This window comes from Bacillus multifaciens (assembly GCF_030756675.1).
Lineage (GTDB): Bacteria > Bacillota > Bacilli > Bacillales > Bacillaceae_G > Bacillus_A > Bacillus_A multifaciens.
Genome location: NZ_JAVBXD010000038.1, coordinates 1 through 22,559, shown reverse-complemented (window position 1 = coordinate 22,559; position 22,559 = coordinate 1). Strand labels below are relative to the sequence as shown.

General features: G+C 36.4%; 17 protein-coding genes and 1 pseudogene. 5 read left to right on the top strand and 13 right to left on the bottom strand.

All coding sequences use genetic code 11. The annotated features are described in order from the left end of the window. Positions 1 to 279: 279 nt before the first annotated feature. From Q9306_RS19710 to Q9306_RS24700, 11 genes and pseudogenes are all read right to left on the bottom strand, one after another. Positions 280 to 1,071 carry an endonuclease/exonuclease/phosphatase family protein gene (locus Q9306_RS19710; RefSeq protein WP_306201559.1) on the bottom strand — a complete coding sequence of 264 codons (792 nt, stop codon included), beginning with the start codon at positions 1,069 to 1,071 and terminating at the stop codon, positions 280 to 282. 3 nt (positions 1,072 to 1,074) lie between these two features. Beyond that, entirely contained in the window at positions 1,075 to 2,715 is a 1,641-nt protein-coding gene (locus Q9306_RS19705) for a PTS transporter subunit IIBC (protein ID WP_306201556.1), read from the bottom strand. A 194-nt stretch (positions 2,716 to 2,909) separates the two neighbouring features. Beyond that, positions 2,910 to 4,574, bottom strand: a complete 1,665-nt coding sequence (locus tag Q9306_RS19700; protein ID WP_306201554.1) for a glycoside hydrolase family 13 protein — start codon at positions 4,572 to 4,574, stop codon at positions 2,910 to 2,912. A 460-nt stretch (positions 4,575 to 5,034) separates the two neighbouring features. Next, a complete protein-coding gene (locus Q9306_RS19695; RefSeq protein WP_306201552.1) occupies positions 5,035 to 5,724 on the bottom strand; it encodes a Crp/Fnr family transcriptional regulator in 690 nt (229 codons plus the stop codon). A gap of 388 nt (positions 5,725 to 6,112) precedes the next feature. Further along, the gene (gene arcC, locus Q9306_RS19690) at positions 6,113 to 7,054 is read right to left on the bottom strand and encodes a carbamate kinase (protein ID WP_306201550.1); all 942 of its coding nucleotides are present in this window, start codon (positions 7,052 to 7,054) and stop codon (positions 6,113 to 6,115) included. Between the two features lie 34 nt (positions 7,055 to 7,088). Beyond that, the gene (gene arcD, locus Q9306_RS19685) at positions 7,089 to 8,504 is read right to left on the bottom strand and encodes an arginine-ornithine antiporter (RefSeq protein WP_306201548.1); all 1,416 of its coding nucleotides are present in this window, start codon (positions 8,502 to 8,504) and stop codon (positions 7,089 to 7,091) included. A gap of 84 nt (positions 8,505 to 8,588) precedes the next feature. Beyond that, positions 8,589 to 9,587, bottom strand: a complete 999-nt coding sequence (argF, locus tag Q9306_RS19680) for an ornithine carbamoyltransferase (protein ID WP_306201546.1) — start codon at positions 9,585 to 9,587, stop codon at positions 8,589 to 8,591. 30 nt (positions 9,588 to 9,617) lie between these two features. Continuing rightward, positions 9,618 to 10,850 carry an arginine deiminase gene (gene arcA / locus Q9306_RS19675; RefSeq protein ID WP_306201543.1) on the bottom strand — a complete coding sequence of 411 codons (1,233 nt, stop codon included), beginning with the start codon at positions 10,848 to 10,850 and terminating at the stop codon, positions 9,618 to 9,620. A gap of 976 nt (positions 10,851 to 11,826) precedes the next feature. Next, positions 11,827 to 12,276 (bottom strand): arginine repressor, encoded by a 450-nt coding sequence (gene argR / locus Q9306_RS19670; RefSeq protein ID WP_306201541.1) that lies wholly within the window; start codon positions 12,274 to 12,276, stop codon positions 11,827 to 11,829. A 152-nt stretch (positions 12,277 to 12,428) separates the two neighbouring features. After that, a complete protein-coding gene (locus Q9306_RS19665) occupies positions 12,429 to 13,355 on the bottom strand; it encodes a methyl-accepting chemotaxis protein (protein WP_371932410.1) in 927 nt (308 codons plus the stop codon). A 15-nt stretch (positions 13,356 to 13,370) separates the two neighbouring features. Beyond that, positions 13,371 to 13,556: pseudogene (locus Q9306_RS24700) on the bottom strand (HAMP domain-containing protein); the annotation flags it as partial. Positions 13,557 to 14,381: 825 nt separating this feature from the next. Here Q9306_RS24700 and Q9306_RS19660 point away from each other — a divergent pair. From Q9306_RS19660 to Q9306_RS19650, 3 genes are all read left to right on the top strand, one after another. After that, the gene (locus tag Q9306_RS19660) at positions 14,382 to 15,104 is read left to right on the top strand and encodes an amino acid ABC transporter ATP-binding protein (RefSeq protein ID WP_306201537.1); all 723 of its coding nucleotides are present in this window, start codon (positions 14,382 to 14,384) and stop codon (positions 15,102 to 15,104) included. Positions 15,105 to 15,121: 17 nt separating this feature from the next. Continuing rightward, complete coding sequence (locus Q9306_RS19655) at positions 15,122 to 15,907, top strand: ABC transporter substrate-binding protein (RefSeq protein ID WP_306201535.1); 786 nt, start codon at positions 15,122 to 15,124, stop codon at positions 15,905 to 15,907. Positions 15,908 to 15,987: 80 nt separating this feature from the next. Further along, positions 15,988 to 16,674, top strand: coding sequence for an amino acid ABC transporter permease (locus Q9306_RS19650; protein WP_306201533.1), 687 nt, complete (start codon positions 15,988 to 15,990; stop codon positions 16,672 to 16,674). A gap of 197 nt (positions 16,675 to 16,871) precedes the next feature. Here Q9306_RS19650 and desB read toward each other — a convergent pair whose 3' ends face one another. Further along, the gene (gene desB / locus Q9306_RS19645) at positions 16,872 to 17,951 is read right to left on the bottom strand and encodes a Delta(10) desaturase DesB (RefSeq protein WP_306201531.1); all 1,080 of its coding nucleotides are present in this window, start codon (positions 17,949 to 17,951) and stop codon (positions 16,872 to 16,874) included. Between the two features lie 541 nt (positions 17,952 to 18,492). On the opposite strand from desB, the gene Q9306_RS19640 reads away from it, so the two are divergent. Continuing rightward, the gene (locus Q9306_RS19640) at positions 18,493 to 20,019 is read left to right on the top strand and encodes an FAD-dependent oxidoreductase (protein ID WP_306201529.1); all 1,527 of its coding nucleotides are present in this window, start codon (positions 18,493 to 18,495) and stop codon (positions 20,017 to 20,019) included. A 253-nt stretch (positions 20,020 to 20,272) separates the two neighbouring features. Here Q9306_RS19640 and Q9306_RS19635 read toward each other — a convergent pair whose 3' ends face one another. Further along, positions 20,273 to 21,046, bottom strand: coding sequence for a nucleotidyltransferase domain-containing protein (locus Q9306_RS19635; protein ID WP_306201527.1), 774 nt, complete (start codon positions 21,044 to 21,046; stop codon positions 20,273 to 20,275). A gap of 146 nt (positions 21,047 to 21,192) precedes the next feature. Here Q9306_RS19635 and Q9306_RS19630 point away from each other — a divergent pair, with 146 nt between their 5' ends. Beyond that, positions 21,193 to 22,413, top strand: a complete 1,221-nt coding sequence (locus tag Q9306_RS19630; protein ID WP_306201524.1) for an NAD(P)/FAD-dependent oxidoreductase — start codon at positions 21,193 to 21,195, stop codon at positions 22,411 to 22,413. The last annotated feature ends 146 nt before the right edge of the window (positions 22,414 to 22,559 follow it).

The following is a 22,559-nucleotide window of genomic DNA, read 5'->3' as shown; positions in this document are numbered from 1 at the left end:
ATATAGATGTACACTCCACTCCGAGTGGACGCTTTCCGCGGGAGTCGCCCCTCACAGTGAAGTGTATGAAAAATGATTCATTTTCAAAAAATCAATCCTATGTTACTGTGATGAACCGTATATCTTCCTAAAAAACTGTACACATCATTATATGATAACTTTAATAAAATATACAAACAAAATGACCGTTTTGGTTTTACGTTCAATATTAAAGATTACATATCAAATGTAATAAAAAAGACAACCATTCCGTATTTTTGCACGGTGGTTGCCTTTTTATTACATGTTAATTTGAACCTCAACACCAAAATGATCCGATATTACTTCACGGTTTATCCCATTAAAAATGACTTTGGAAGAAGTAACTTGTACAGGTTGATTGCTTAAAATAAGATCAATACGTAAATTCTGCTTATTCTCATCCCATCCAGCAATCTTTCCTTGTACCGTTGTTCCTTCGTCTTTTCGTTCTGCTAATTGATATGTGTCATATAAACCTTTTTGCATGAGATAGTCATAGCCTTCATTTTGCAAACGTGCATTGTTATTGAAGTCGCCCATTAAGAACGCCAATTCGTTATTCTCCGCGCGGTGCAATAAACAATCTACTTGGTTCTGAAATGGTTCTTCTTCATCGTTCCACCAGCCGAGGTGACAAGAATAAAATGTCACCGGCTGATTGTAATAAGAAACCGTTACGCCTACAATTTTTCGTGTTTTCCAATACGTTGTGTCTGTACTATCTGATATGAAAAATGAGTCGCTCTTTTTAATAGAATGCTTTGTTAAAATGGCTAAACCTTCTTCATACACATCGTATCCGATATGAGCAAAGTCCCATACAACGTCATATTTTACCGCGCCAAGCTTCTCCAACTCCGCTTGTAATAAACGGACAAAATTATCTTCTTTTATGTTCCCGGATACATTTTGAGCCGCAATTGACTGACTTACCTCTTGCAGTGCGATGACATCATAGTCATTTTCCTGAATCGTTTTTGCTAAATAATGAATCTTTGCAAGCTGCTCATCTTCTTGCCACGAATGACAGTTTAGTGTTAATACTTTCATTTGTTATATCCCTAAAATATCTTGAATATCTGATTTCAATACGTCTGCTTTTGGACCATATACAGCTTGTACACCTTTATCTTTTACAATTAATCCAAGTGCTCCGTTCTTCTTCCATTCTGCTTCTTTTGCAACAATATCTAAGTCTTTTACTGTCACACGTAAACGTGTCATACAAGCATCTACATCGGCAATGTTGTCTTTCCCGCCTAACAATGCGATAACCGCTGTTGCTAATGAACCTACTTTTACACTTGCTGCTGCTTCTTCAGCACCATCTTCATTCTCAATGTAGTTACCAGCACGTCCTGGTGTTGGTAAATTGAACTTTTTAATTAAGAAGTTGAAGATTGTAAAGTTTAATCCAAAGAAGATCGCTGATACAACAAAGAAGTTAATAAGGTCTCTTGTTAATCCAGCCTTTACGATCATTGGTGTACGAGTTAATAACTCAATAAAACCAAATGCATGGATGCGTAAATGAATAACATCTGCTAATGCGAACGCGACACCAGTAATAATCGCATACACAACATATAGTACTGGAGCGACAAACATAAACATAAATTCAATCGGTTCTGTAACCCCAGTTAAAAATACTGCTAATGCTGCTGAGAAGAACATTGGTTTATACTTATGACGCTTTTCTACATCTACGTTGCGGTACATCGCAAATGCGATACCAATTAATGATGCAGTTGAACCGATAACTTGTCCTACTTTGAAACGTGCAGGAACAACGCTATTTAATAAGTCATGATATGCATTCATATCACCTTTAGTAATTAAGTTATTTAAATCTGTAATCCATGCAAGCCATAATGGATCTTGTCCCGCTACAACTTGTCCTGCCTTGGCACCTGTTAAGATTGTGTACGATCCGCCAAGCGCTGTATAGTTCATTGGAATCGTTAACATATGGTGCAATCCAAATGGTAATAATAAACGTTCTAATGTTCCGTATACAAATGGTGCAACAATTGGTGCGCTATCCTTTGAAGCTGCAATCCAGCGTCCAAATTCGTTTAATCCACTTTGAATGAACGGCCATACGAATGATAGAATAATAGCAGTGATTGTAGAACCAACGATTACTACAAATGGTACGAAACGTTTTCCGTTAAAGAAAGCTAATGCTTGCGGTAATTTATCATAGTTATAATATTTATTGTATAGCGTAGCTCCTAAGAAACCTGAAATAATCCCTACGAAAACTCCCATGTTAAGTGCTGGTGCACCAAGAACAGAAGTAAAATAATCTTTTACAAGTAAGTCTCCCGCTAATAAGGAAGAGACTTTCGCTTTTGAATCCGCTAACATTACAGCGTTTACACCAAAAATTGCTCCTGTAATTCGGTTTGTTAATATAAATGCTAGCAATGCCGCAAACGCACCGCCTGCACGGTCCTTTGCCCAAGATCCCCCAATTGCTACAGCGAATAAAATATGTAAGTTTACAATAATTGCCCAACCGATATCTTCCATAACTCTAGCAATCGTTTGTACTGCAGTTACATCACCAGCAGACATACCGATTAATTTACCGATGGAAATCATTAAACCAGCAGCCGGCATAACCGCAACTACTACTAGTAAAGCTTTTCCGAACTTTTGCCAAAAATCAAAAGATGCAAGCTTCTTCATTTTTTGTTCCTCCTTTTTCTAACTTAGTCCCTCATGTATAAATAATAATTGCTTCTCCCCTTACGAAAACGTTTTTTTACGCAATCGTTTTCATAAATCTATTTTAATAAAAGCGTTTTCATATTGCAATAATAATTTTATAAAAAATGCTAATTTTCATATAAAAAAAGATGCTATATCAGCATCTTTCCCTATTATTTAACACGATAAATCCTTGTTTCAAATGGTTGTAAAGTAATTGTTGTCGCTGCATTATGAGCTTCTACTTCGTAGTTATTTAAAAGCAAACGGTTGCATTCTAACTCGAATGAAGTCTCTTCATATACCGCTTCACTCTTCGATATATTGCTAATTACAACAACTTTTTCATCACGTAACGTACGTGTATATGCATAAATTTGTGGATGATCTTCTAAAAGTAAATCGTACGTTCCATACGTAAACACTTCATGTTCTTTTTTCAGTGCAACCATCTTTTTATAGAAATTCAAAATAGAATTTGCGTCTGTTTGCTGCACGTCTACATTAATTTCTTTATAATTTGGATTCATTCCAAACCAAGGCGTACCTGTTGTAAAACCAGCATTTTCTTCGCTATTCCACTGCATTGGTGTACGTGAGTTGTCGCGGCAAGATGCCCAAATAATCTCCATAATGTCTTGATGAGGTACTCCCTCTTCAATCTTTTGACGATATAAGTTCTTAATCGCCACATCATCATAATCTTCAATACGCGGGAACTGAACGTTCGTCATCCCGATTTCTTGACCTTGATAAATGAACGGTGTGCCCTGCATAAAGAAATACATTGCCCCTAAAGCTGTTGCACTTTCGCGCCAATATTGTTTATCATCGCCCCAAGTAGAGACAATTCGCGGTTTGTCATGATTTTCAATATACAGCGCATTCCAACCTTTATTCTCCAAACCTTTTTGCCACTTCGTTAACACTTTTTTAAGCCCTACAACATCAAGTTCTTTTTTCTTTTCTGCATCCCATAAGCTTAAATGCTCAAATTGGAATACCATATTGAACTTCCCTTGCTCTTCTCCAACCCAAAGCTCAGCATCTTCAATTTTCACACCATTCGCTTCGCCGACAGTCATAATATCGTATTTAGCAAACGTGTTTGCTTTTAACTCTTCTAAAAGCGGCTGAATGCCATTCACATTCATATGTTTATCAAAAGAAGGCACATACTTTAAGCCTTTCGGATTCGGCATATCCTTGAATCCATCTTCCTTCTTAATGTGACTAATCGCATCAACACGGAAGCCGTCAATTCCTTTATCAAGCCACCAATTCACTGTGTCATATAAAACTTGGCGCACTTCTTCGTTTTCCCAGTTTAAATCTGGTTGCTTACGTGAGAACAGATGCAAGTAATATTGGCCTGTTGCCTCATCATACTCCCAAGCAGATCCGTTAAAAATACTTTCCCAGTTATTCGGTTCTTTTCCATCTTTTCCATCGCGCCAAATGTACCAATCACGCTTTGGATTATCCTTAGAAGAACGCGATTCAATAAACCATGGATGCTCATCACTTGAATGATTAATAACAAGATCAATAATCAGCTTCATATCACGCTTATGCACTTCTGCTAATAATTCATCAAAATCTGCCATCGTACCAAATTCGTCCATAATATCTTGATAATCACTAATATCATAGCCGTTATCATCGTTTGGCGATTTATACATTGGACAAATCCAAATTACGTCAATGCCCAGATCTTTTAAATAGTCTAACTTTGAGATCATTCCTTGCAAATCTCCGATACCATCACCATTTGAATCCATAAAACTGCGCGGATAAATTTGATAAGCTACAGCTTCTTTCCACCACGTTTTGTTCATAACTCCTTCTCTCCTTTTTGCACAAGTTTATGCAAACGTTTTCGTAACACTATCATAACAAAATATAAAGAGTTTGTAACGATAAATTTTACATTATTACTAAATGTATATATGTATGATTAGTCTGAAACAAAGTGAAACTTTTATCCCGCTATTTGCCATCCACTATAAAATCCTTATATTTAATAACAAAGAAGTCCTTTATACACATATATAAATACAAATTGAAAAACCCCCTCTTTTAGGGGGGAGAGAGCGTCTGGCCGCGCGTAGGAGCGTTCAGGGCCTTTTCCTGCCACATGCCAGGTTTGAAATAAATGAATCAGGCAAGCCGCGGACATGTTGTATTCTGCATAGTAGCGATTTGTGTGTTAAAAAATCAAAGTGGTTTTATATATAAATAAGATTAATAATTAATTTTGTTAATCTTATTTCACATTTCTTTACGATTCATTATTTTTCACATCGAACTTTGTTCAAAATAAGCTGGATCATGTATTGTAATTTTTTTATCTAAAATTGTGACGATGCAATCACTTTTTAGTTGCTTTAATACCCCGCTAACCGTCTCACGAGATGTCCCGGATATTTTAGAAATTTCAATTGTTGTGAGAGGACATGAAATTAATATTTCTTTTCCTGCCTCTTCTCCTAAATCGTTCATCAAGTAACCTAATGTTTGTATGACGCGATCTTGGGCATTTGGAATGGTAATGTTTTGGACGCGTTTTTCATTTATTTTCAATATAGAAGACAGCTCCTGAACAATATACATAAGCTGCTTTTGGTTTGACTTCACCATATCCTCAAAAATAGAAGTGGGAATATAGTACACATCGACGTCCGTCATTGCGATAGCCGTATAATTATATGACGCATCTGTAAACATACCGCAATAAGGAAAAATAGAAAAACGCTTTATGTAATCTTCATATAACAAATTGCCGCTTTGATTCACTCGCTCTAATTTCACAAATCCATCTAGCATAAAGTAAATTCTTTCTCTTGAATCACCTTCTAAAAATAAAAATTGGCCCTTTTTATAGGTTCGCCAATAAACAAACTGTGCTAGACTTTCCAATTTCTTATTTGATAGATTAGCAAATAGTTTAAATTGCTTTAAGTCTTCCACTATATTTCTTCTTTGCATGAAATGTCCTCTCTCTTTCTATAAAGTGAAACTTCGATCAGCTTAAGATTCTTCATCCTCCGCCTATTTTTTTCGCTTCTCTTTGAATCTTGAGGTGAGGCTTCCCACAAATAGCGGGAATCATGTAACATAAAGAAAGCGCCTTCAAAAATTATCTTATCATAATAAAACGTTAAATTTTTCCTTTTTCATGAATACTTTATGAACTTACTTTTACAAAAAAAGAATGAAGTCTGTCACTTCATTCTTTTTCTATAAATTCATTTTAAATTTCCGATATACAAATTTCTTCTTTGTACGGCCAGATCCTCTCGTCCCCTCCTCTAAAAAGAAAGGAGGTTTTATGTCATGTTTTCAACTTATATAATCTGACTACTATTTATAGGGCTTACTTGGAAATAATAGTACCTGCATTTTCTTCTAACGCTTCATATACCTTTTCCAATGAAGTAATAATCGTTTTTCGTTTTGAATCTGTATTCACAAAATTAATGGCAGCTTGAATCTTCGGAAGCATACTGCCAGGTGCAAATTGATTTTCTTGTATATATTGCTCTAGTTCAGCAACTGTAACATTCTCTAGTTTCTTCTGATCTGGTGTATTGAAGTTTACATACACATAATCAACTGCAGTTAAAATAACGAGAATATCAGCATCTACTAATTCAGCTAATTTTTGAGCAGCAAAATCTTTATCGATAACAGCCTCTGTTCCTATTAATCCATCTTCCGAATCAATAACTGGGATACCCCCGCCTCCAACAGCAATGACAATATCACCGTCCTCCACTAATGCATTAATCACTTTATGTTCGTGAATGCTTACCGGTTTTGGTGATGGCACAACACGTCGCCAGCCTCGTCCTGCATCTTCTTTAAATGCAGCTTTTGTTGTCTCCATTAACTTCCGTGCTTCTTCTTCTGTATAAAAGGGACCGATTGGTTTTGTTGGATTTTCGAACGCCGCGTCCTTTTCATCTACCTCAACCCGGGTGATCACTGTTACTACATCTTTTTCGATACCCCGCTTTTTCAAAGCCTTTTCAATTGCATTTTCCATCCAATACCCGATCATTCCTTGGGTCATTGCACCACAAGTATCTAGTGGCATGGCAGGTGTTTTTTCAGTTTCTGCTGCTTTTTGCTGCAATAAAATGTTCCCTACTTGCGGACCATTTCCATGTGCAATGACAATATCTACATCATTTTCTATAATCGCAACGAGTTGTTCTGCCGTTCTTTCTAGCGCTTCCTGTTGCGCCTTTGCAGTAGCATCTCCAGATTGTATTGCATTTCCTCCTAGTGCAACAACGATTTTTTTTCTTGTCATCTTGTAACCCTCCATTTCCTTTTCACAAAAGTTTTTAAAGAGTAATACTACCTGTAGCCAATTGATAAATTGCAATCAGTGCTAAAGCTACAATGACTATTGAGGATATAAGCTCAACACGAGTAAAGATTTGTTTTGAGTTTGTTTGCTTTTGAACTTTGTAAAAGATATAGATTCCTGGTGCATATAGTGTCATAGTCAGCAATAAATAATTTAAACCGGCTGCATAAATTAACCAAACCCCATACATACTCGCCACTAAACCAATGACAATATTTTTTGTACGATCTTTCTCTTGAGACTGCAAACTATACTTAAATTGATAGAAAGCTGAAAAAGCATAAGGAATTAAAATTGCCGAAGAAGCGAGCGAAAATGCAAAATGATAAGCTTGATCTGAAACAACAAATGTTAACAAGAAAATTTGAATCAGACCATTTGTTAACCATAATGAATTAACAGGAGCTTTATTTTTATTTTCCTTCGCAAACCATTTTGGAAATACGCCGTCTTTCGCAGCCAAGTAAGGAATTTCAGATGCTAGTAACGTCCACCCTAACCAAGCACCTAATACAGAAATAATTAAACCTAAATTAATAAAGATAGCTCCCCATTTTCCGACAACGCTTTCAAATAAATATGCCATTGCTGGGCTTTTCAAATTTGCAACATCAGCCTGCTTCATAATTCCTAATGATAATAGTGTTAAAAGAATGTAAATAATGAGAGTTCCTATTAATCCAATAACAGTTGCTTTCCCAACATCACTTCGACTTTTTGCACGACTTGATAAGACGACAGCTCCTTCTACCCCAATAAATACCCAAAGTGTTACAAGCATTGTACTTTTAACTTGGCTTCCTACATCCGCCCAAGAAAAAGTAGCACCTTGTCCCCAAAATCCATCTAAGAAAATATCAATATGAAAAGCGAATATCCCTACAACGATAAATACAAAGACAGGTACTAACTTTGCAATTGTTGTTACTAAATTCACAAGTGCCGCTGATTGCACACCGCGTAAAATCAACATATGAACACACCATAGCAATACACTTGCTCCAATAATTGATGCTACATTTTGTCCACCTTCAAAAGCTGGAATGAAATAACCTATTGACGCAAATAACAACGTACCGTAAGCTACATTTCCGAGCCACGCGGATAACCAATATCCCCAAGCACTATTAAACCCCATAAAATTACCAAATCCGGCTTTTGCATAACTAAAAATTCCACCATCTAAATCCGGTCTTTTCACTGTTAAGTTTTGAAACGACAACCCAAGTGACACCATTCCGATACCTGTTATAATCCAACCAATAATAATTGCCCCTGCACCTGCACCCTTTGCCATATCACTTGCTAAGTTAAATGCTCCGCCACCGATCATGGAGCCTACAACAAGCGCGGTCAAAGTAAACAGTCCTAATTTTTTTTCATCCCCCATTACACTCACCTCTCTTTTGTCAGATAGGAATAAAGTGAAACTTTTATCAATAGAGGGATAAAGAAGGAGGAATCTCCCCCTTCTTTATTCCATATTTCCTAAAGTAGCTGCCATAACCGATTTAATTGTATGCATTCTATTTTCCGCTTGATCAAATACTTTTGAATGCTTACTGCGGAATACTTCGTCACTTACCTCCATTTCTTTTATGCCATATTTTTCATATATTTCCTCTCCGTACAATGTTTCTACATCATGAAATGCAGGTAAACAATGTAAGAAAATCATATTTTCATTTCCAGTCTTTTTAATCATTTCCATGTTCACTTGATATGGAGTAAGAAGTTCAATACGTTCAGCAAATTTATCTTCTTCGCCCATAGATACCCATACATCTGTATAAATAACATCGGCACCGGCAACAGCTTCTTCTACATTGCTCGTTACCATTACCCGGTCACTATATTTTTTAGCAGTATCAATGATTTCTTGTGCTGGGAATAATGATTCTGGGGTACAAATGCGTACTTCCATTCCTACCATTGAACCACCAACTAATAAACTATTCGCCACATTGTTACGTCCATCTCCAACATAGACGAGCTTAACATCCTTTAATTTTCCGAGATGCTCTTTTATTGTTAACAAATCTGCAAGTGTTTGTGTTGGATGCCACATGTCTGTTAAGCCGTTCCATACTGGTACACCTGAATTATTTGCTAGAGATTCTACTGTTGCATGTGAAAATCCGCGGAATTCAATACCATCAAACATACGTCCTAACACTTTTGCTGTATCTTCAACCGATTCTTTCTTTCCTAGCTGAATATCATTTTTACCTAAGTATTCAGGACTTGCCCCTAAATCTGTACATGCTACCGTAAATGCACAACGTGTACGAGTTGAAGTTTTTTCAAATAATAGGGCAACGTTTTTACCTTCTAAATAATGATGCGGGATACCATTTTTCTTTTTCTCTTTTAGCTCTGCCGCTAAATCAATAAGGTATAATAATTCTTCCTCTGTAAAATCTTTTTCAGCAAGAAAACTTCTTCCTTTTAAGTTTGGTTTTGTCATCATCATCATTCGTCCCTACTTTCTCTTGTATTTAAATTAAATATCTTTTCGAACAATCGGCATACTCATACAACGTGGACCCCCACGACCGCGAGACAATTCCGAACTTAATACTTCCACAACCTCTATACCATGCTCTCGTAATAAAGCATTGGATACATAGTTGCGATCATATGTAACGACTACACCCGGTGCAATTGCTAATGTATTGGATCCATCGTTCCATTGTTCACGAGCAGAAGCAATCGCATCTCCTCCTCCGCAAGGAATAAGAACTAATTCACTCAAACCTAACACTTCTTTTAAAGCCTCAGTTAAAGATGTACGGTGCGTAATTTTGAGAACTTCTTCACTCTCTCCTTTTTCTAAAATGTAAATATTCATATTACCTTTTGGATCTTGAATAGCTGGATGAATTGTAAATTTATCATAATCAACCATTGTAAATACTGTATCTAAATGCATAAACGCACGACATTTTGGAATCTCTATTGCTAGTACTTTCTTAATTTTATTTTGACGACTAAATAAATTTTTTGCTAAGCGTTCAATTGCTTTAGCTGATGATCTAGCTGATACGCCAATCGCAATTGTTTCCTCATTTAAAATCAGCTCATCGCCGCCTTCAATTGGAAAATCATAATCACGATCTAACCAAACTGGTACATTGTGACTCGCAAAGCGTGGATGATGTTTAATGATATATTCCATAAACAATGATTCACGTCTCCGTGCTGGTTCTCTCATTTTGTTAATTGTTAAACCGCCACCTATACTAGCCGCTGGATCACGTGTAAAATATAAATTTGGCATTGGATCTAAATAAAATGGATAATGGTCTTCCATTAATTCATACAGGTGGGTTTTTTTACTAGCTTCAATTTCGTTTTTACGTACGCCACCCATAATTTTCTGAATCATTTCTTCATTTGAGAAGGAAAGTAAATATTCTTTTAAAGTGCGATATGCACCATTTACGTCAGCCTGTCCTTCTTTTAAAATACGATCAACAAATTCTTCACGAAGTTTTTTATCAACTAACGCCTCAGCTGCTAGTGTTTCTAAATAAAGAACTTCAACACCCCGATTGCGTAATGTTTGCGCAAAATAATCATGTTCTTTTTGAATAATTGGTAAATATGGAATATCGTCAAATAATAATTGCTGCAAATAATCTGGCGTTAAGTTTTCCACTTCTTTACCTGGACGTTTTAATAAAACCGTTTGTAATTCCCCAATTTCTGAAGTAACATGGATCGGATGTTTCATTTGTTGTTCCTCCTTTTAAATTTGTTTGATGTCTACAAGTACATAATAAACAGAATGCACATACCGCTTTGTGAAAACGCTAACAATACTAAGTGGAATATTTCACAAATTATTTTTTAAAACATATATGTAATCGTATTTTTATAAGATATTTCATCTCATAATTAACTAACAAGGTAAAATATAACGTATATTGGCTGTATAATAGCCTCTATTTTTGATTAAAAATTTTTTCTCGTACTCGCAAAAATAAAGACATTCCTTCTAATGGATAGTTAACTTTTATGTATCAATTCATTTTTCGACATCTAAGCCGCTACTTGCTTTCTCCTTTTGTTTAAACTTCGCATGTGGCAATAAAAGGAACTGACCGCTCCTATGCATGGCCAGATGCTCTCGCCCACCTAAAAAAAGGACTTTTTAATTTATATAAATGAAAAAAGACCGTTCTAACATTCATTAGAAACAGCCTTCTCATTTATGTATTCATTTTAATTTGTCCACATATAAATTGCTGCTATGTAGAAAAAAAGATCCTGTACTCATTTTCTCCCATTGTTTTCACTTCGTATATAGCAGAAAAAGGAACTGACCGCTTCTATGCATGGCCAGATACTCTCGTCCATCTATATAAATCCATTTTATTTTTTCGACATGTAAATCGTTGCTATGTAGCAATACAACATGATTTGCACTTGCTCCCTCCTTTTGTTTTAAACCTCGCATGCGGCAGGAAAAGGCACTGACCGCTTCTATGCATGGCCAGATGCTCTCATCCATCTATATAATCCATTTTATTTTTTCGACATGTAAATCGTTGCTATGTAGCAATACAACATGATTTGCACTTGCTCCCTCCTTTTGTTTTAAACCTCGCATGTGGCAGGAAAAGGCACTGACCGCTTCTATGCATGGCCAGATGCTCTCATCCTCCTCTAAAAGAAAGGGGTTTTTATGTCGTTTTTTTAATTCGTATTTACATAATCAAATTCAATCTACCTTTTAAAATCTCCCTATCTACTTTTGATGGAGAAATGATAAGACACGTATCATTCCCACATATACATCCTATTTTTTCTTTCCAATCTAAAGAATCTAATAAAGCACCAATAACATGGGCATTCCCAGGCAAAGTTTTAATAATCGTCAGTTGTTCTACATAATCGATTTGTATAACAACTTCTCTTATTTTCTTCTTTAGCTGTATATCCGCTCGCTGGTTCTCTTCTGTGAAAACCTTATATATTACGGGTCCTTTTGAAGAAGCTCCCTTTACTAAATTTAATTCATGAATATCTCGAGAAATCGTTGCTTGTGTAACAGATACATTGCGTTCCTCTAACAACTCTACCAATTTTTCTTGTGTCTCTATTTCGTTCTCTCTCACCAATTGTTTAATTAGTTGTTGTCTTTTCTCTTTTTTCATGAAAGACACTCCCTCTAATATTATAGCTTTATTATATCTTGCTATAATTTCCATCTGAAAGAGATAAAGAGAAATGTTACGGAAACGTTCATATTTTTATTTTTTCTATATAATATATCAAATGAAAAAGGAAGAACGATCATCGTTCTTCCCTACACCATAAACTGTGCAATTGTCCTTTTTAATTCTACTGCCCGCTTCTCTAAATCTTTCGATAACTGATCAATGAATATCATATTTTCAGATTGCTTCATCGTTACACGAACAACTTCTTGTGCCCCTGCCGAGGTTTCTTCAGCAATTGCTGCCACTTCCTTCGTTTGTACACCCGTTTCATGGATATAATTCATCTGTTCTTTCATATAACCGCTAATTTTTTGAATCGCATCTGCTACTTCCATAATACTCGCTGTCATGTCTTTCAAAGTGAACTCCGTTGCTTCTCCTCGTTTCGCTTCTTCCCTTGCTGTTTTCACTTGATCTGTCATTTGCATAGAAACACGGTTCACTTCGTTTTGCATATCGTGCAACAATTTTGAAATATTTTGTGCTGAATTTGCGCTTTCATCTGCCAATTTACGTACCTCTTCAGCAACAATTGCAAACCCTCTCCCATGCTCCCCAGCACGAGCTGCCTCAATCGATGCATTTAGTGCTAATAAATTTGTCTGACTAGCAATCTCACTCACTAACGAGACGATATGCCCTACTTGTTTTGTATGTTCTTCTAACTTTTGTACACTTTTCATCGATTGTTCATTTTCTTTCGCAAGCATTTGAATTCCTTCAATAAGCGATACAAAAACACGTGTACTTTGCCCGAGCGCCTGCACCATTTGTGAAGATAATTCATCAGATTGCTTCGCTTTTTCTTCTACTTCACTTGCAATCGAAATTGTCGCATCGACTGTAGAAACAATTGTTTGAATAGAAACAGCTGATTGCTCTGCTCCTACAGAAATTTCAGTAAGCGTTTCCGATACACCTTGTGCTTGTTTCGTCGCCTCTCCCGTTTGCTCACGAATTTGCTGCACTTGGTGGTTTGTATATGTAAATGTCGTATCAATGTTTTTCACCATTGTCCGCAAATTTCCAAGCATTGCATTAAAAGCAACGCTTAAAGAACGGATTTCATCATCCGCTTTTGGAAGCGAAACATCTTCACGAATATCCCCATTCGCCGCTTTATGAGCCGCTTCCTCAAGCTTTCGAAGCGGCTTAATAAGAAAATCCGCTGCAAAATACGCCAAAACCCCTGACCAAATAACCCCTAATATCATCACAACAATATTGTATATAGTTTGATTTACATATTCATGAACATAATCATGTACAACATAAATAAAAACTACACTTGTTGAATACGTAATAAGTGCTAATACCGTTATAAACAACATTAGCTGTATACGTAGCCCAAAAGAAAAAGGCCTTTTTTCTGTTTCCATCCCAAGCTCCCCCATCTAAATGATATAAATACACTCTATATATTGTTATCCCTATTTTCATTATAAATAGATATAATGATTTTTAAAATAAATAATTCAACTTATAAGATCTTCCTTTACATGACAATATGTGTAAAGGATACAAAAAAGCGAAGAATAATAAACATTCTTCGCCTTTCCGTAATGAAATCTTAGGGTATTTTGTTATATATGAGATCCACAATATGGAATCATTTTACTCTTATATTATAGCCATATAAACTATTGTTATTTTATGTAATATTACATATCCATAATTTGAACTTTTAAGATATATAAATCAATTTTAATTTTTCGACATATAAGTTGCTGTTATGCGGACTGCAACACCACCTGTACTCGCTTTTTCCCTTTGTTTTAAAACATCGCATGTAGCAGGAAGAGGCCCTGACCGCTTCTATGCACGGCCAGATGCTCTCGCCCTCCCCTAAAAAGACAGAGGTTTTTATGTCGATTTTTTAATTTGGATATATATAAGATAACAATTTTTCCTGTTTTCTATTAACATACGACCTATAACTCCTTTAAATTTTTAATAAAAATAAAGGAATTAGACAATTTATGACTAATTAACAAAAATAAGTTATTTTTATACATCTACATTTCTTTGGAGGGGGATGCATGATACAAGTTCAAAATCTTACAAAATCATTTGGCTCTTTAAACGTGTTAAAAAGCGTCAATTTACACGTACAAGAAAAAGAAGTTGTTGTCTTAATCGGTGCAAGCGGTTCTGGAAAAAGTACATTACTGCGTTGTTTAAACTTCCTGGAAGTGTATGATAATGGAGAAATTTCGATACAGGGAGAACAAATTCATCCGAAACAGACAAACTTAAACAAAGTCCGCGAAAATGTCGGCATGGTTTTTCAACATTTCAATTTATTTCCTCATATGACCTCACTAGAAAACATCATAGAAGCTCCTATTCACGTCAAAAAGTTAGATAAAACAAACGCAACAAACATTGCCTACGAATTACTAGAAAAAGTTGGATTGCAAGATAAAGCGAACGTAACACCCGATCTTTTATCAGGTGGTCAAAAGCAGCGAATTGCTATTGCAAGAGCACTCGCAATGAATCCAAAAATTATGTTATTTGACGAACCTACCTCAGCCCTCGATCCTGAACTCGTCGGAGAAGTACTACAAGTTATGAAAGATCTCGCAAAAGAAGGGATGACGATGATTATCGTCACACATGAAATGGGATTTGCCCGCGATGTAGCCGACCGCATTATTTTTATGGATGACGGACAAATCGTAGAGGATGCGCCCCCAGAACAATTTTTCACTGCTCCGTCAAACCCGCGCGCGAAGCAATTTTTAAGAAATATTTTATAACAATTGGAGGTGCTTTTATGAAACGAAAAATGTTTAAAGCGATTGCAGCGATTACATTATGTGCTTCTTTAGTATTAGGTGCCTGTAGTAAAGAAAGCAGTACTTCATCAACCGATGGAAAGAAAGAATTTCGCTACGCAATGAGCGGTTTATATAAACCGTTTAACTATAAAGAAAATAGCAAGCTTGTCGGCTTTGATGTCGAAATTGGTGAAGCCCTTGCTAAGAAAATGAATATGAAGGCCGTTCCTGTTACAAATCCTTGGGAAACATTAATCCAAGGCCTGCAAGCAAAAAAATATGATGTGATTTTAGGAAGTATGGCCATCACAGAAGATCGTCTAAAAGCAGTTAACTTCACAAACCCGTATTATCGTTCCGGCGCCCAAATTTTCGTGTCAAAAACGAATAAATCCATCTCTTCCGCTGAAGATTTAAAAGGAAAAAAAGTAGGTGTTGTGAAAGCAAGTACATTTAAAACACTTATTGCCAAACAAACAGACCAAATTACCGAATACGATAGTGATATTACCGCTCTTATGGACTTAGAACCTGGAAGAATTGATGCTGTTGTCACAGACCAAATGGTAGGCCTGCGCATGATGAAAGAAGGAAAAGCAAATATAAAAGATGCTGGGAAACCACTGTCTCTTGATGAAATGGCCATCGCTGTTCGCAAAGACGACAAAGAATTGCTGCAAAAATTAAATAAAGCACTAGATGAAATCATTCAAGATGGCACCTATGAAAAAATCAGTAAAAAGTGGTTTGGTCGTAACATTCTAGGTGAAAAAGAAAAATAGATTTTTTACAAATAGCGCCCCACATCTTTCAGTGGGGCATGGTTACCATAGTAAAATAAACCGATATAGAGGTGATAACTATGATTGATATTTTCATGTCTACATATCCAGCGTTCCTAAAGGCAATTGTCATTACATTACAGTTAACAATAACATCCTTATTACTTGGATCCTTAATTGGATTACTGTTTGCTTTTTTTCGTATTTCCAATAGCAAGCTTTTAAATGGGATTGCCCATGTATACATTGCGATTATTCGCGGGATACCGCTAGTTGTACAAATTATGATCCTCTATTTTGGAATTACATCTATTATTGTCTTATCCCCGTTTTGGGCAGGTGCAATTGCTCTCGCTATTCATAACGGTGCTTATATTACAGAAATTTTTAGGGGCTCTATTCAATCCGTGGACCGCGGCCAACTTGAGGCAGCTCGCTCTTTAGGAATGACATACCCTTTAGCAATGCGGCGTATTATTTTGCCTCAAGCGTTTCGTTTGTCTATTCCGCCGCTTGGCAATCAGTTCATTATCGGCCTTAAAGACTCTTCTCTCGTTGCCTATGTAGGAATGTCAGAGTTGTGGGGCACTGGGCTTTCTGAAGCTGCCGCAAACTTTCAGCAGCTCGAAACATACATGATTGTCAGTGTCTATTACCTTGCGCTTGTCCTTCTATTTACGTACTTTGTACATCTTCTTGAAAAAAGACTGGCACGCAAAAATACAAATTATCCACAATCAACAAAACAAACAGAAATCCCTATGTAAAAAGCACGAACTCTTTACGAGCTCGTGCTTTTATTATTAAATATGAAAGTTATATATATCGTTGCTATGCAGAACAAAACGTACCCTTCACTCTTTGTTTTTAAGGCAGAAAAAAGCCCTGACCGCTTCTACACACGGCCAGGTGCTCTCGCCCTCCTAAAAAAAGAGGCTTTCATATCATTTTTTCATCTTATGTTTTAGCCGTTCTTCGCAGCTTTTGAGTCTTCTATATTTTCCTGACGATATTCAATATTCGCAGGATCTAACCCATTCCCTAAAGAGCCGTATAAATGTGATTTATGTGGATCAACTAACTCACTACCTTGATAATACACACGCGGTGTATTCCAAAGAGCGGCTAACGCTTTCTCCATCGGCATTTCATGATAGCGCTCTGGCCACATTTCTTTAATTTTCTCTTTTACTAACGGATAGTACTTCGAGCTCATACCCGGGAACAAGTGATGTTCTGTATGATATGAGAAGTTAAAATGTAATACGTCTACCCAGCGCGGCACTGTTACCGATAAACAGTTTGCAAGCGGATCGTTTACAGGAACGATTGGATTCAAACGATGGTTTGTTGCAATATACCCCATTACAATGAAATTCGCAATTAACAATGGAATGACATAAGCAAAAAACCATTTTGCAGGACCCATAATAAACAATAAACTAATCCATACTGTCCACGGCAAAAGAAGCTGGAACCACACAGATTTTTGATTCTGTGGTTTAAATTCCTTAATAAAAAGGAAAAACATACGAGACGAATGCAATGTAAATTGAAGTGTTAACGACAAAAAGCTAAAGAAAGAGCGAACATGTAACGGAAGGCGATATACCCAGCGTAAAAATTTGCTTTTCTTAAACTTATCCATCGTTGGCCACGCATCCGGATCATTCTCCTCATGTTGTGTGTGCACATGGTGCGTTAAATTATGCCACTTTCTCCACAATTTCGGTCCAGTTGATAATGGCATAAACGCAATTGCTCCAAGAAAATCTCTTAACCAAGCTTTTCTTACTACTGTACCATGTAAAATTTCATGTCCAAGAAATCCCATAGATGCAAAACACAATCCTAAAACGGTTGCAATTCCAAGGTTGGCCCACACATTCAAATTGAATAAGCCAATTGCCAAAAAACCTGCTATCGTAATTAATAAGTAGGCTAGTCCGCCAAACAAACGAGCTGGGACTGGTTTAAATGCCTTTTTTGGCAAATGTGGTGATACACGTGCTGCATACCAGCCAAACGTATGAAGATCCTTCATTACTTGTGCCCCTTTCTCATGCCGCGCTTACGCACTTTGCATCGATTATCGCTTCCAGATTGATAATAACTAGTATTATAAATTTTCTTTCTCACAGAAAATTATGCTCACTCACTCTTACAATTATTATTCATTGAAAAACATTTCTCTTTTTACCCTTTATCAACCTTTCCACAAGATGAATCATATCAGTACGCTTTCTGTATTGTCAATAACTTTTATGACCTAGTAATAAAAGTTGGTTATACTTTTATAATTACTTTCTATGTTACTAAAGAAAAAACGTTTATTTACCAACATTTATACTTCCTATTATCTTTTCATCGGCCCTTCGCTAATTACTTCATTTCACGGTAAATACTATACTTATCTTATTTATTCTACGTTCTACCCATTCACTTAAAATACAAAACTGTATATAAAACTCCCTCTAAAAAAATTATTTAAAAATAATTTATAGAAACTCAATTTAAATACATGAAATCCCTCTGATTGGAAAAAATAACTAATAAGAATTTATTAGAATAAGAGGTGCATTCACTTGGAACACAATCAGCTCCCAAAATTTCCAGAACCGTATTGGCGTGATTCTATTCAATTGCCTACCTTCCCAAAGTTAACAGAGAACATAAGAACGGAAGTGGCCATTGTTGGAGCGGGTATCACTGGCATCACAACAGCCTACTTACTCGCTAAAGAAGGAGTCAAAGTTGCTTTAATTGATGCAGGAAATATTTTAAATGGAACAACTGGACATACAACCGCAAAGATTACAACACAGCATGATCTTATTTACAATGAGCTCATCAATCACTTTGGGGAAGAAAAAGCGAAATTATATTACGAAGCAAACAATGAAGCACTGCAATTTATAAAAGATACCGTACAAGAGCACAATATTCAGTGTGATTTCACAGAAGAAGATGCTTACCTGTATACAAATGAAATCGACAATCTACACAAGTTAACAGAAGAATTAGAAGCATACAAACAGCTAGATATCCCTGGTGAATATGTAGAAAGTATCCCACTTCCTATTCCCGTAAAGGCTGCACTTGTTATAAGAAATCAAGCGCAATTCCATCCGCTTCGCTACCTAGCAGCACTTGTCGAACAATTTATTAAAGCTGGCGGCGTTCTATATGAAAATACAACTGCCATTGATGTAGAAAAAGGATTTTATCAACAAGTAATCACAAAAGATGGGCATCGAATCGCTTGCGGTCACGTTATTTCTTGTTCACATTTTCCTTTTTATGATGCAAATAGCTTCTTCTTCGCAAGAATGTATGCGGAACGCTCTTATGTCCTTGGCGTGAAAACAAAGCAAGAGTATCCAGGAGGAATGTATATAAGCGTCGATAATCCAAAACGATCTCTCCGCTATACGACAATGGATGGCGAAAAACTCGTGTTAATTGGCGGTGAAAGTCATAAAACGGGACAAGGCATTAACATGATGAACCATTACGAAGCACTGCAAACATTCGGCGAAGAAACCTTTGGCATAGAAGAAATCCCATACAGATGGGCAACACAAGACTTAATTACACTCGATAAAATTCCTTATGTCGGGCACATTAATGAAAATAATCCTAACATTTTTGTCGCAACAGGTTACCGCAAATGGGGCATGACAAATGGAACTGCAGCAGCTTTATTGCTAAAAGCATCCATTATGAAAATCGATAGCCCCTATAAAGAACTCTATGCACCGTCACGATTCCATACGAATCCAGATTTAAAAACGTTTGTTACACAAAACCTCGATGTAGCAAAACATTTAATTGAAGGAAAACTGGAGTTTGCTCTTCGGAAACCAGAAAATCTTGAAAACGGAGAAGGTGCTGTTGTAAATGTAAACGGGAAACGTGCCGGTGCCTATAAAGACGAGAATGGGAAACTTCACATTGTCGATACGACTTGTACACATCTAGGTTGCGAAGTGGAGTGGAATAGCGGCGAATGTACATGGGATTGTCCTTGTCACGGTTCACGTTTTTCAATTGAAGGGGAGGTAATCGAAGGGCCGGCGGATGAAGCGTTAAAAAGAATTGAAGATATGTGATGCTGTAAACTTATCCTTGTATATATAGAAGTTAGAAAAGACATAAAAAACCTCTTTCTTTTTTGAGGAGGACGAGAGCATCTGGCCGTGCCATAGTAACGGTCAGGACCTTTTCCTGCCACATGCGAGGTTTTAAAGCATGCCAGTAGCGGTCATGGTGTATTTGCATAGCCGCCAATTAGATAACGATAAAGAAATTTATATAATTATATATAAAATTTCCTCTCTCATATAAGAAAGAGCACTACCGTGATTAGTGCTCTTTCCAATTTTGATGTAACATATCTTGAAACAGTACATTTAACTTTTCAATATCTATAACCGGTTTCTTTTCTAAACTCTTCACGTACTCTTCATAATAGGTAATCTGTTCTTCTAAAAATTCATTCAGTAACATAATTCTTGGTCCGCTATCCAGCTCTATACCCGCTTTTTTCTTCTCAAGCAGTTCCTCGATTTCTTGTAAAAGTGCCGCATCCAGTTCTAGTCCATTCACTAATTTTTCAAACTCAACAGGTGGCAATATTCCTTTCTCTTCTAACCATTTGCACGCCAGTATCGGACGTAATACATAAAAGTATTTCTTCAACTTCACTTCTTCACCTTGCAAAAATGCGCGATAGTTTTTAGATGCCATATGTAAATAATGATATACCGTTGCTTTCGGATCAAACTGACTACTCATCTCCTGCAAACGCTCAGAAAGGTCTGATGCCTTAGCGTATACAATCGGTGAACTGATCCATTCTAACAAAGCCGGATTTGATTTCGAAAATAGCTGCAGTGCTTTGCGGAGTTCCCAACCACTTATATCAAGAGCATCATTAATTGGATACTCAATAACATCGCGTTTTTGCTCAATTGATAAATACCATTCCAATCGATGTACGTATACAAAACGTACATCATAGTCGCTATCTTTTGATGGAAATCCCCAGGCACGACTCCCTGATTCAACTGCAAACAAGATTTTCACATCATTCTCTTTCTCAATTCTTTCTAATTCTAGTTGAATTTTTTCTCTCATATGTATCACTCTCATTTTCTGATCATTTCCCCGGAAATTCGACAAATATAATAAGATTCCTTCTTTTTATTTGAATACGTATACAACCCCATTAAATCGGCAACTTTAGAAGAAAGTATGATTTTCTTTCAGGTAGGTGCATAGGAATGGATTTACACACAGGTAAATTTTTTTGGACGACAACTCTCCCTAGTCCACCCACGTATCCTTCTTTACAAGAGGATATAACATGTGATGTGTTAATTATAGGTGCAGGAAGTTCTGGAGCACAATTTTCACATTTCTTAAGTGAAACAGATTTACGTGTCGTTGTTGTTGATAAAAGAAAAGTTGGACATGGTAGCAATTTGCCGAACACGGGACTCATTCAATATTTAGGTGAAAAAATGTTTTTTGAGCTTGTAAATACGTTTGAAGAAGAACATGCAGTTCGTCATTTTAAATTATGCGAACAAGCCATTTGCGACATTGAAGCTGCTTCTCAAAATTTACCCATTTCATCTGATTTTATTCGCCGTGATAGCTTGTACTATGCCAGCTGTGAAAGTGATATTGAGAAACTAGAAAAAGAACTGTATTACTTACAAAAGCATGGTTTCAAAGCTGTTTGGCTAACAGAAAAACAGCTTGGTCAAAAATATCCCTTTCAAAAACGGGCCGCTCTTTATACATACAACGATGGTGAAATAAACCCATATAAATTTACACACGGCCTAATCAAACAAGCGTCAGACAAAGGAGTTCAAATATACGAAGATACTGAAATAACAGGGCAGAAATTAGAAAAAGATACAGTCACTTTTTTTACAAAAAACGGTCATGCTATTACTGCAAAAAAAGTAATCATTGCTGCTGGCTATGAAGGATTAGAGTTCAAAAAGGACAAAAATGCAATACTAAGCAGTTCTTATGCAATTGTCACAACCCCTGTATCTGATTTTTCTTCCTGGTACAAACGGACACTTATCTGGGAAACGGCTCGTCCATATAGTTATATACGAACCACTGCTGACAACCGCGTTATTATCGGCGGGCTTGATGAAGATACAGATATCGCCGAAGAACGTGATGCGAAGCTAATCCATAAACGAGATACACTATTAAAAGAATTTCAAAAGTTGTTTCCCAATATCGATGTAAAACCTGAATTTTATTTCGGTGCCTTTTATGGCGGCACACATGATGGGCTACCGATGATTGGTATATATGAGAAAATGCCTAACTGCTATTTTATCTATCCTTATGGGGATAATGGCTTAGTATACAGCATGGTGTTCGCGAGAATTATTCGTGATGTTTTCATAAATGGATCAAGTTCAGATCTTGATTTATACAGACAAACACGTCCGTTTTTAAAAAGAATCTGACTCAAAAAAGATATAGATGTCTTTTGAATCAACTCCTTCTTATATATCGGCGACTTTTCAAATATATCGATGATGTATAAAAGTATGTGTAAGCATTTTTCTGGACAAAAAAAATAAGACAAAGTACTCTCAGGTTTGTCCAGAAC

Excerpts from the sequence above, each read along its gene's own strand:
- Q9306_RS19710 (WP_306201559.1), bottom strand. The coding sequence starts at position 1,071 with ATGAAAGTATTAACACTAAACTGTCATTCGTGGCAAGAAGATGAGCAG.
- Q9306_RS19705 (WP_306201556.1), bottom strand. The coding sequence starts at position 2,715 with ATGAAGAAGCTTGCATCTTTTGATTTTTGGCAAAAGTTCGGAAAAGCT.
- Q9306_RS19700 (WP_306201554.1), bottom strand. The coding sequence starts at position 4,574 with ATGAACAAAACGTGGTGGAAAGAAGCTGTAGCTTATCAAATTTATCCG.
- Q9306_RS19695 (WP_306201552.1), bottom strand. The coding sequence starts at position 5,724 with ATGCAAAGAAGAAATATAGTGGAAGACTTAAAGCAATTTAAACTATTT.
- arcC (WP_306201550.1), bottom strand. The coding sequence starts at position 7,054 with ATGACAAGAAAAAAAATCGTTGTTGCACTAGGAGGAAATGCAATACAA.
- arcD (WP_306201548.1), bottom strand. The coding sequence starts at position 8,504 with ATGGGGGATGAAAAAAAATTAGGACTGTTTACTTTGACCGCGCTTGTT.
- argF (WP_306201546.1), bottom strand. The coding sequence starts at position 9,587 with ATGATGATGACAAAACCAAACTTAAAAGGAAGAAGTTTTCTTGCTGAA.
- arcA (WP_306201543.1), bottom strand. The coding sequence starts at position 10,850 with ATGAAACATCCGATCCATGTTACTTCAGAAATTGGGGAATTACAAACG.
- argR (WP_306201541.1), bottom strand. The coding sequence starts at position 12,276 with ATGAAAAAAGAGAAAAGACAACAACTAATTAAACAATTGGTGAGAGAG.
- Q9306_RS19665 (WP_371932410.1), bottom strand. The coding sequence starts at position 13,355 with ATGGTGAAAAACATTGATACGACATTTACATATACAAACCACCAAGTG.
- Q9306_RS19660 (WP_306201537.1), top strand. The coding sequence starts at position 14,382 with ATGATACAAGTTCAAAATCTTACAAAATCATTTGGCTCTTTAAACGTG.
- Q9306_RS19655 (WP_306201535.1), top strand. The coding sequence starts at position 15,122 with ATGAAACGAAAAATGTTTAAAGCGATTGCAGCGATTACATTATGTGCT.
- Q9306_RS19650 (WP_306201533.1), top strand. The coding sequence starts at position 15,988 with ATGATTGATATTTTCATGTCTACATATCCAGCGTTCCTAAAGGCAATT.
- desB (WP_306201531.1), bottom strand. The coding sequence starts at position 17,951 with ATGAAGGATCTTCATACGTTTGGCTGGTATGCAGCACGTGTATCACCA.
- Q9306_RS19635 (WP_306201527.1), bottom strand. The coding sequence starts at position 21,046 with ATGAGAGAAAAAATTCAACTAGAATTAGAAAGAATTGAGAAAGAGAAT.
- Q9306_RS19630 (WP_306201524.1), top strand. The coding sequence starts at position 21,193 with ATGGATTTACACACAGGTAAATTTTTTTGGACGACAACTCTCCCTAGT.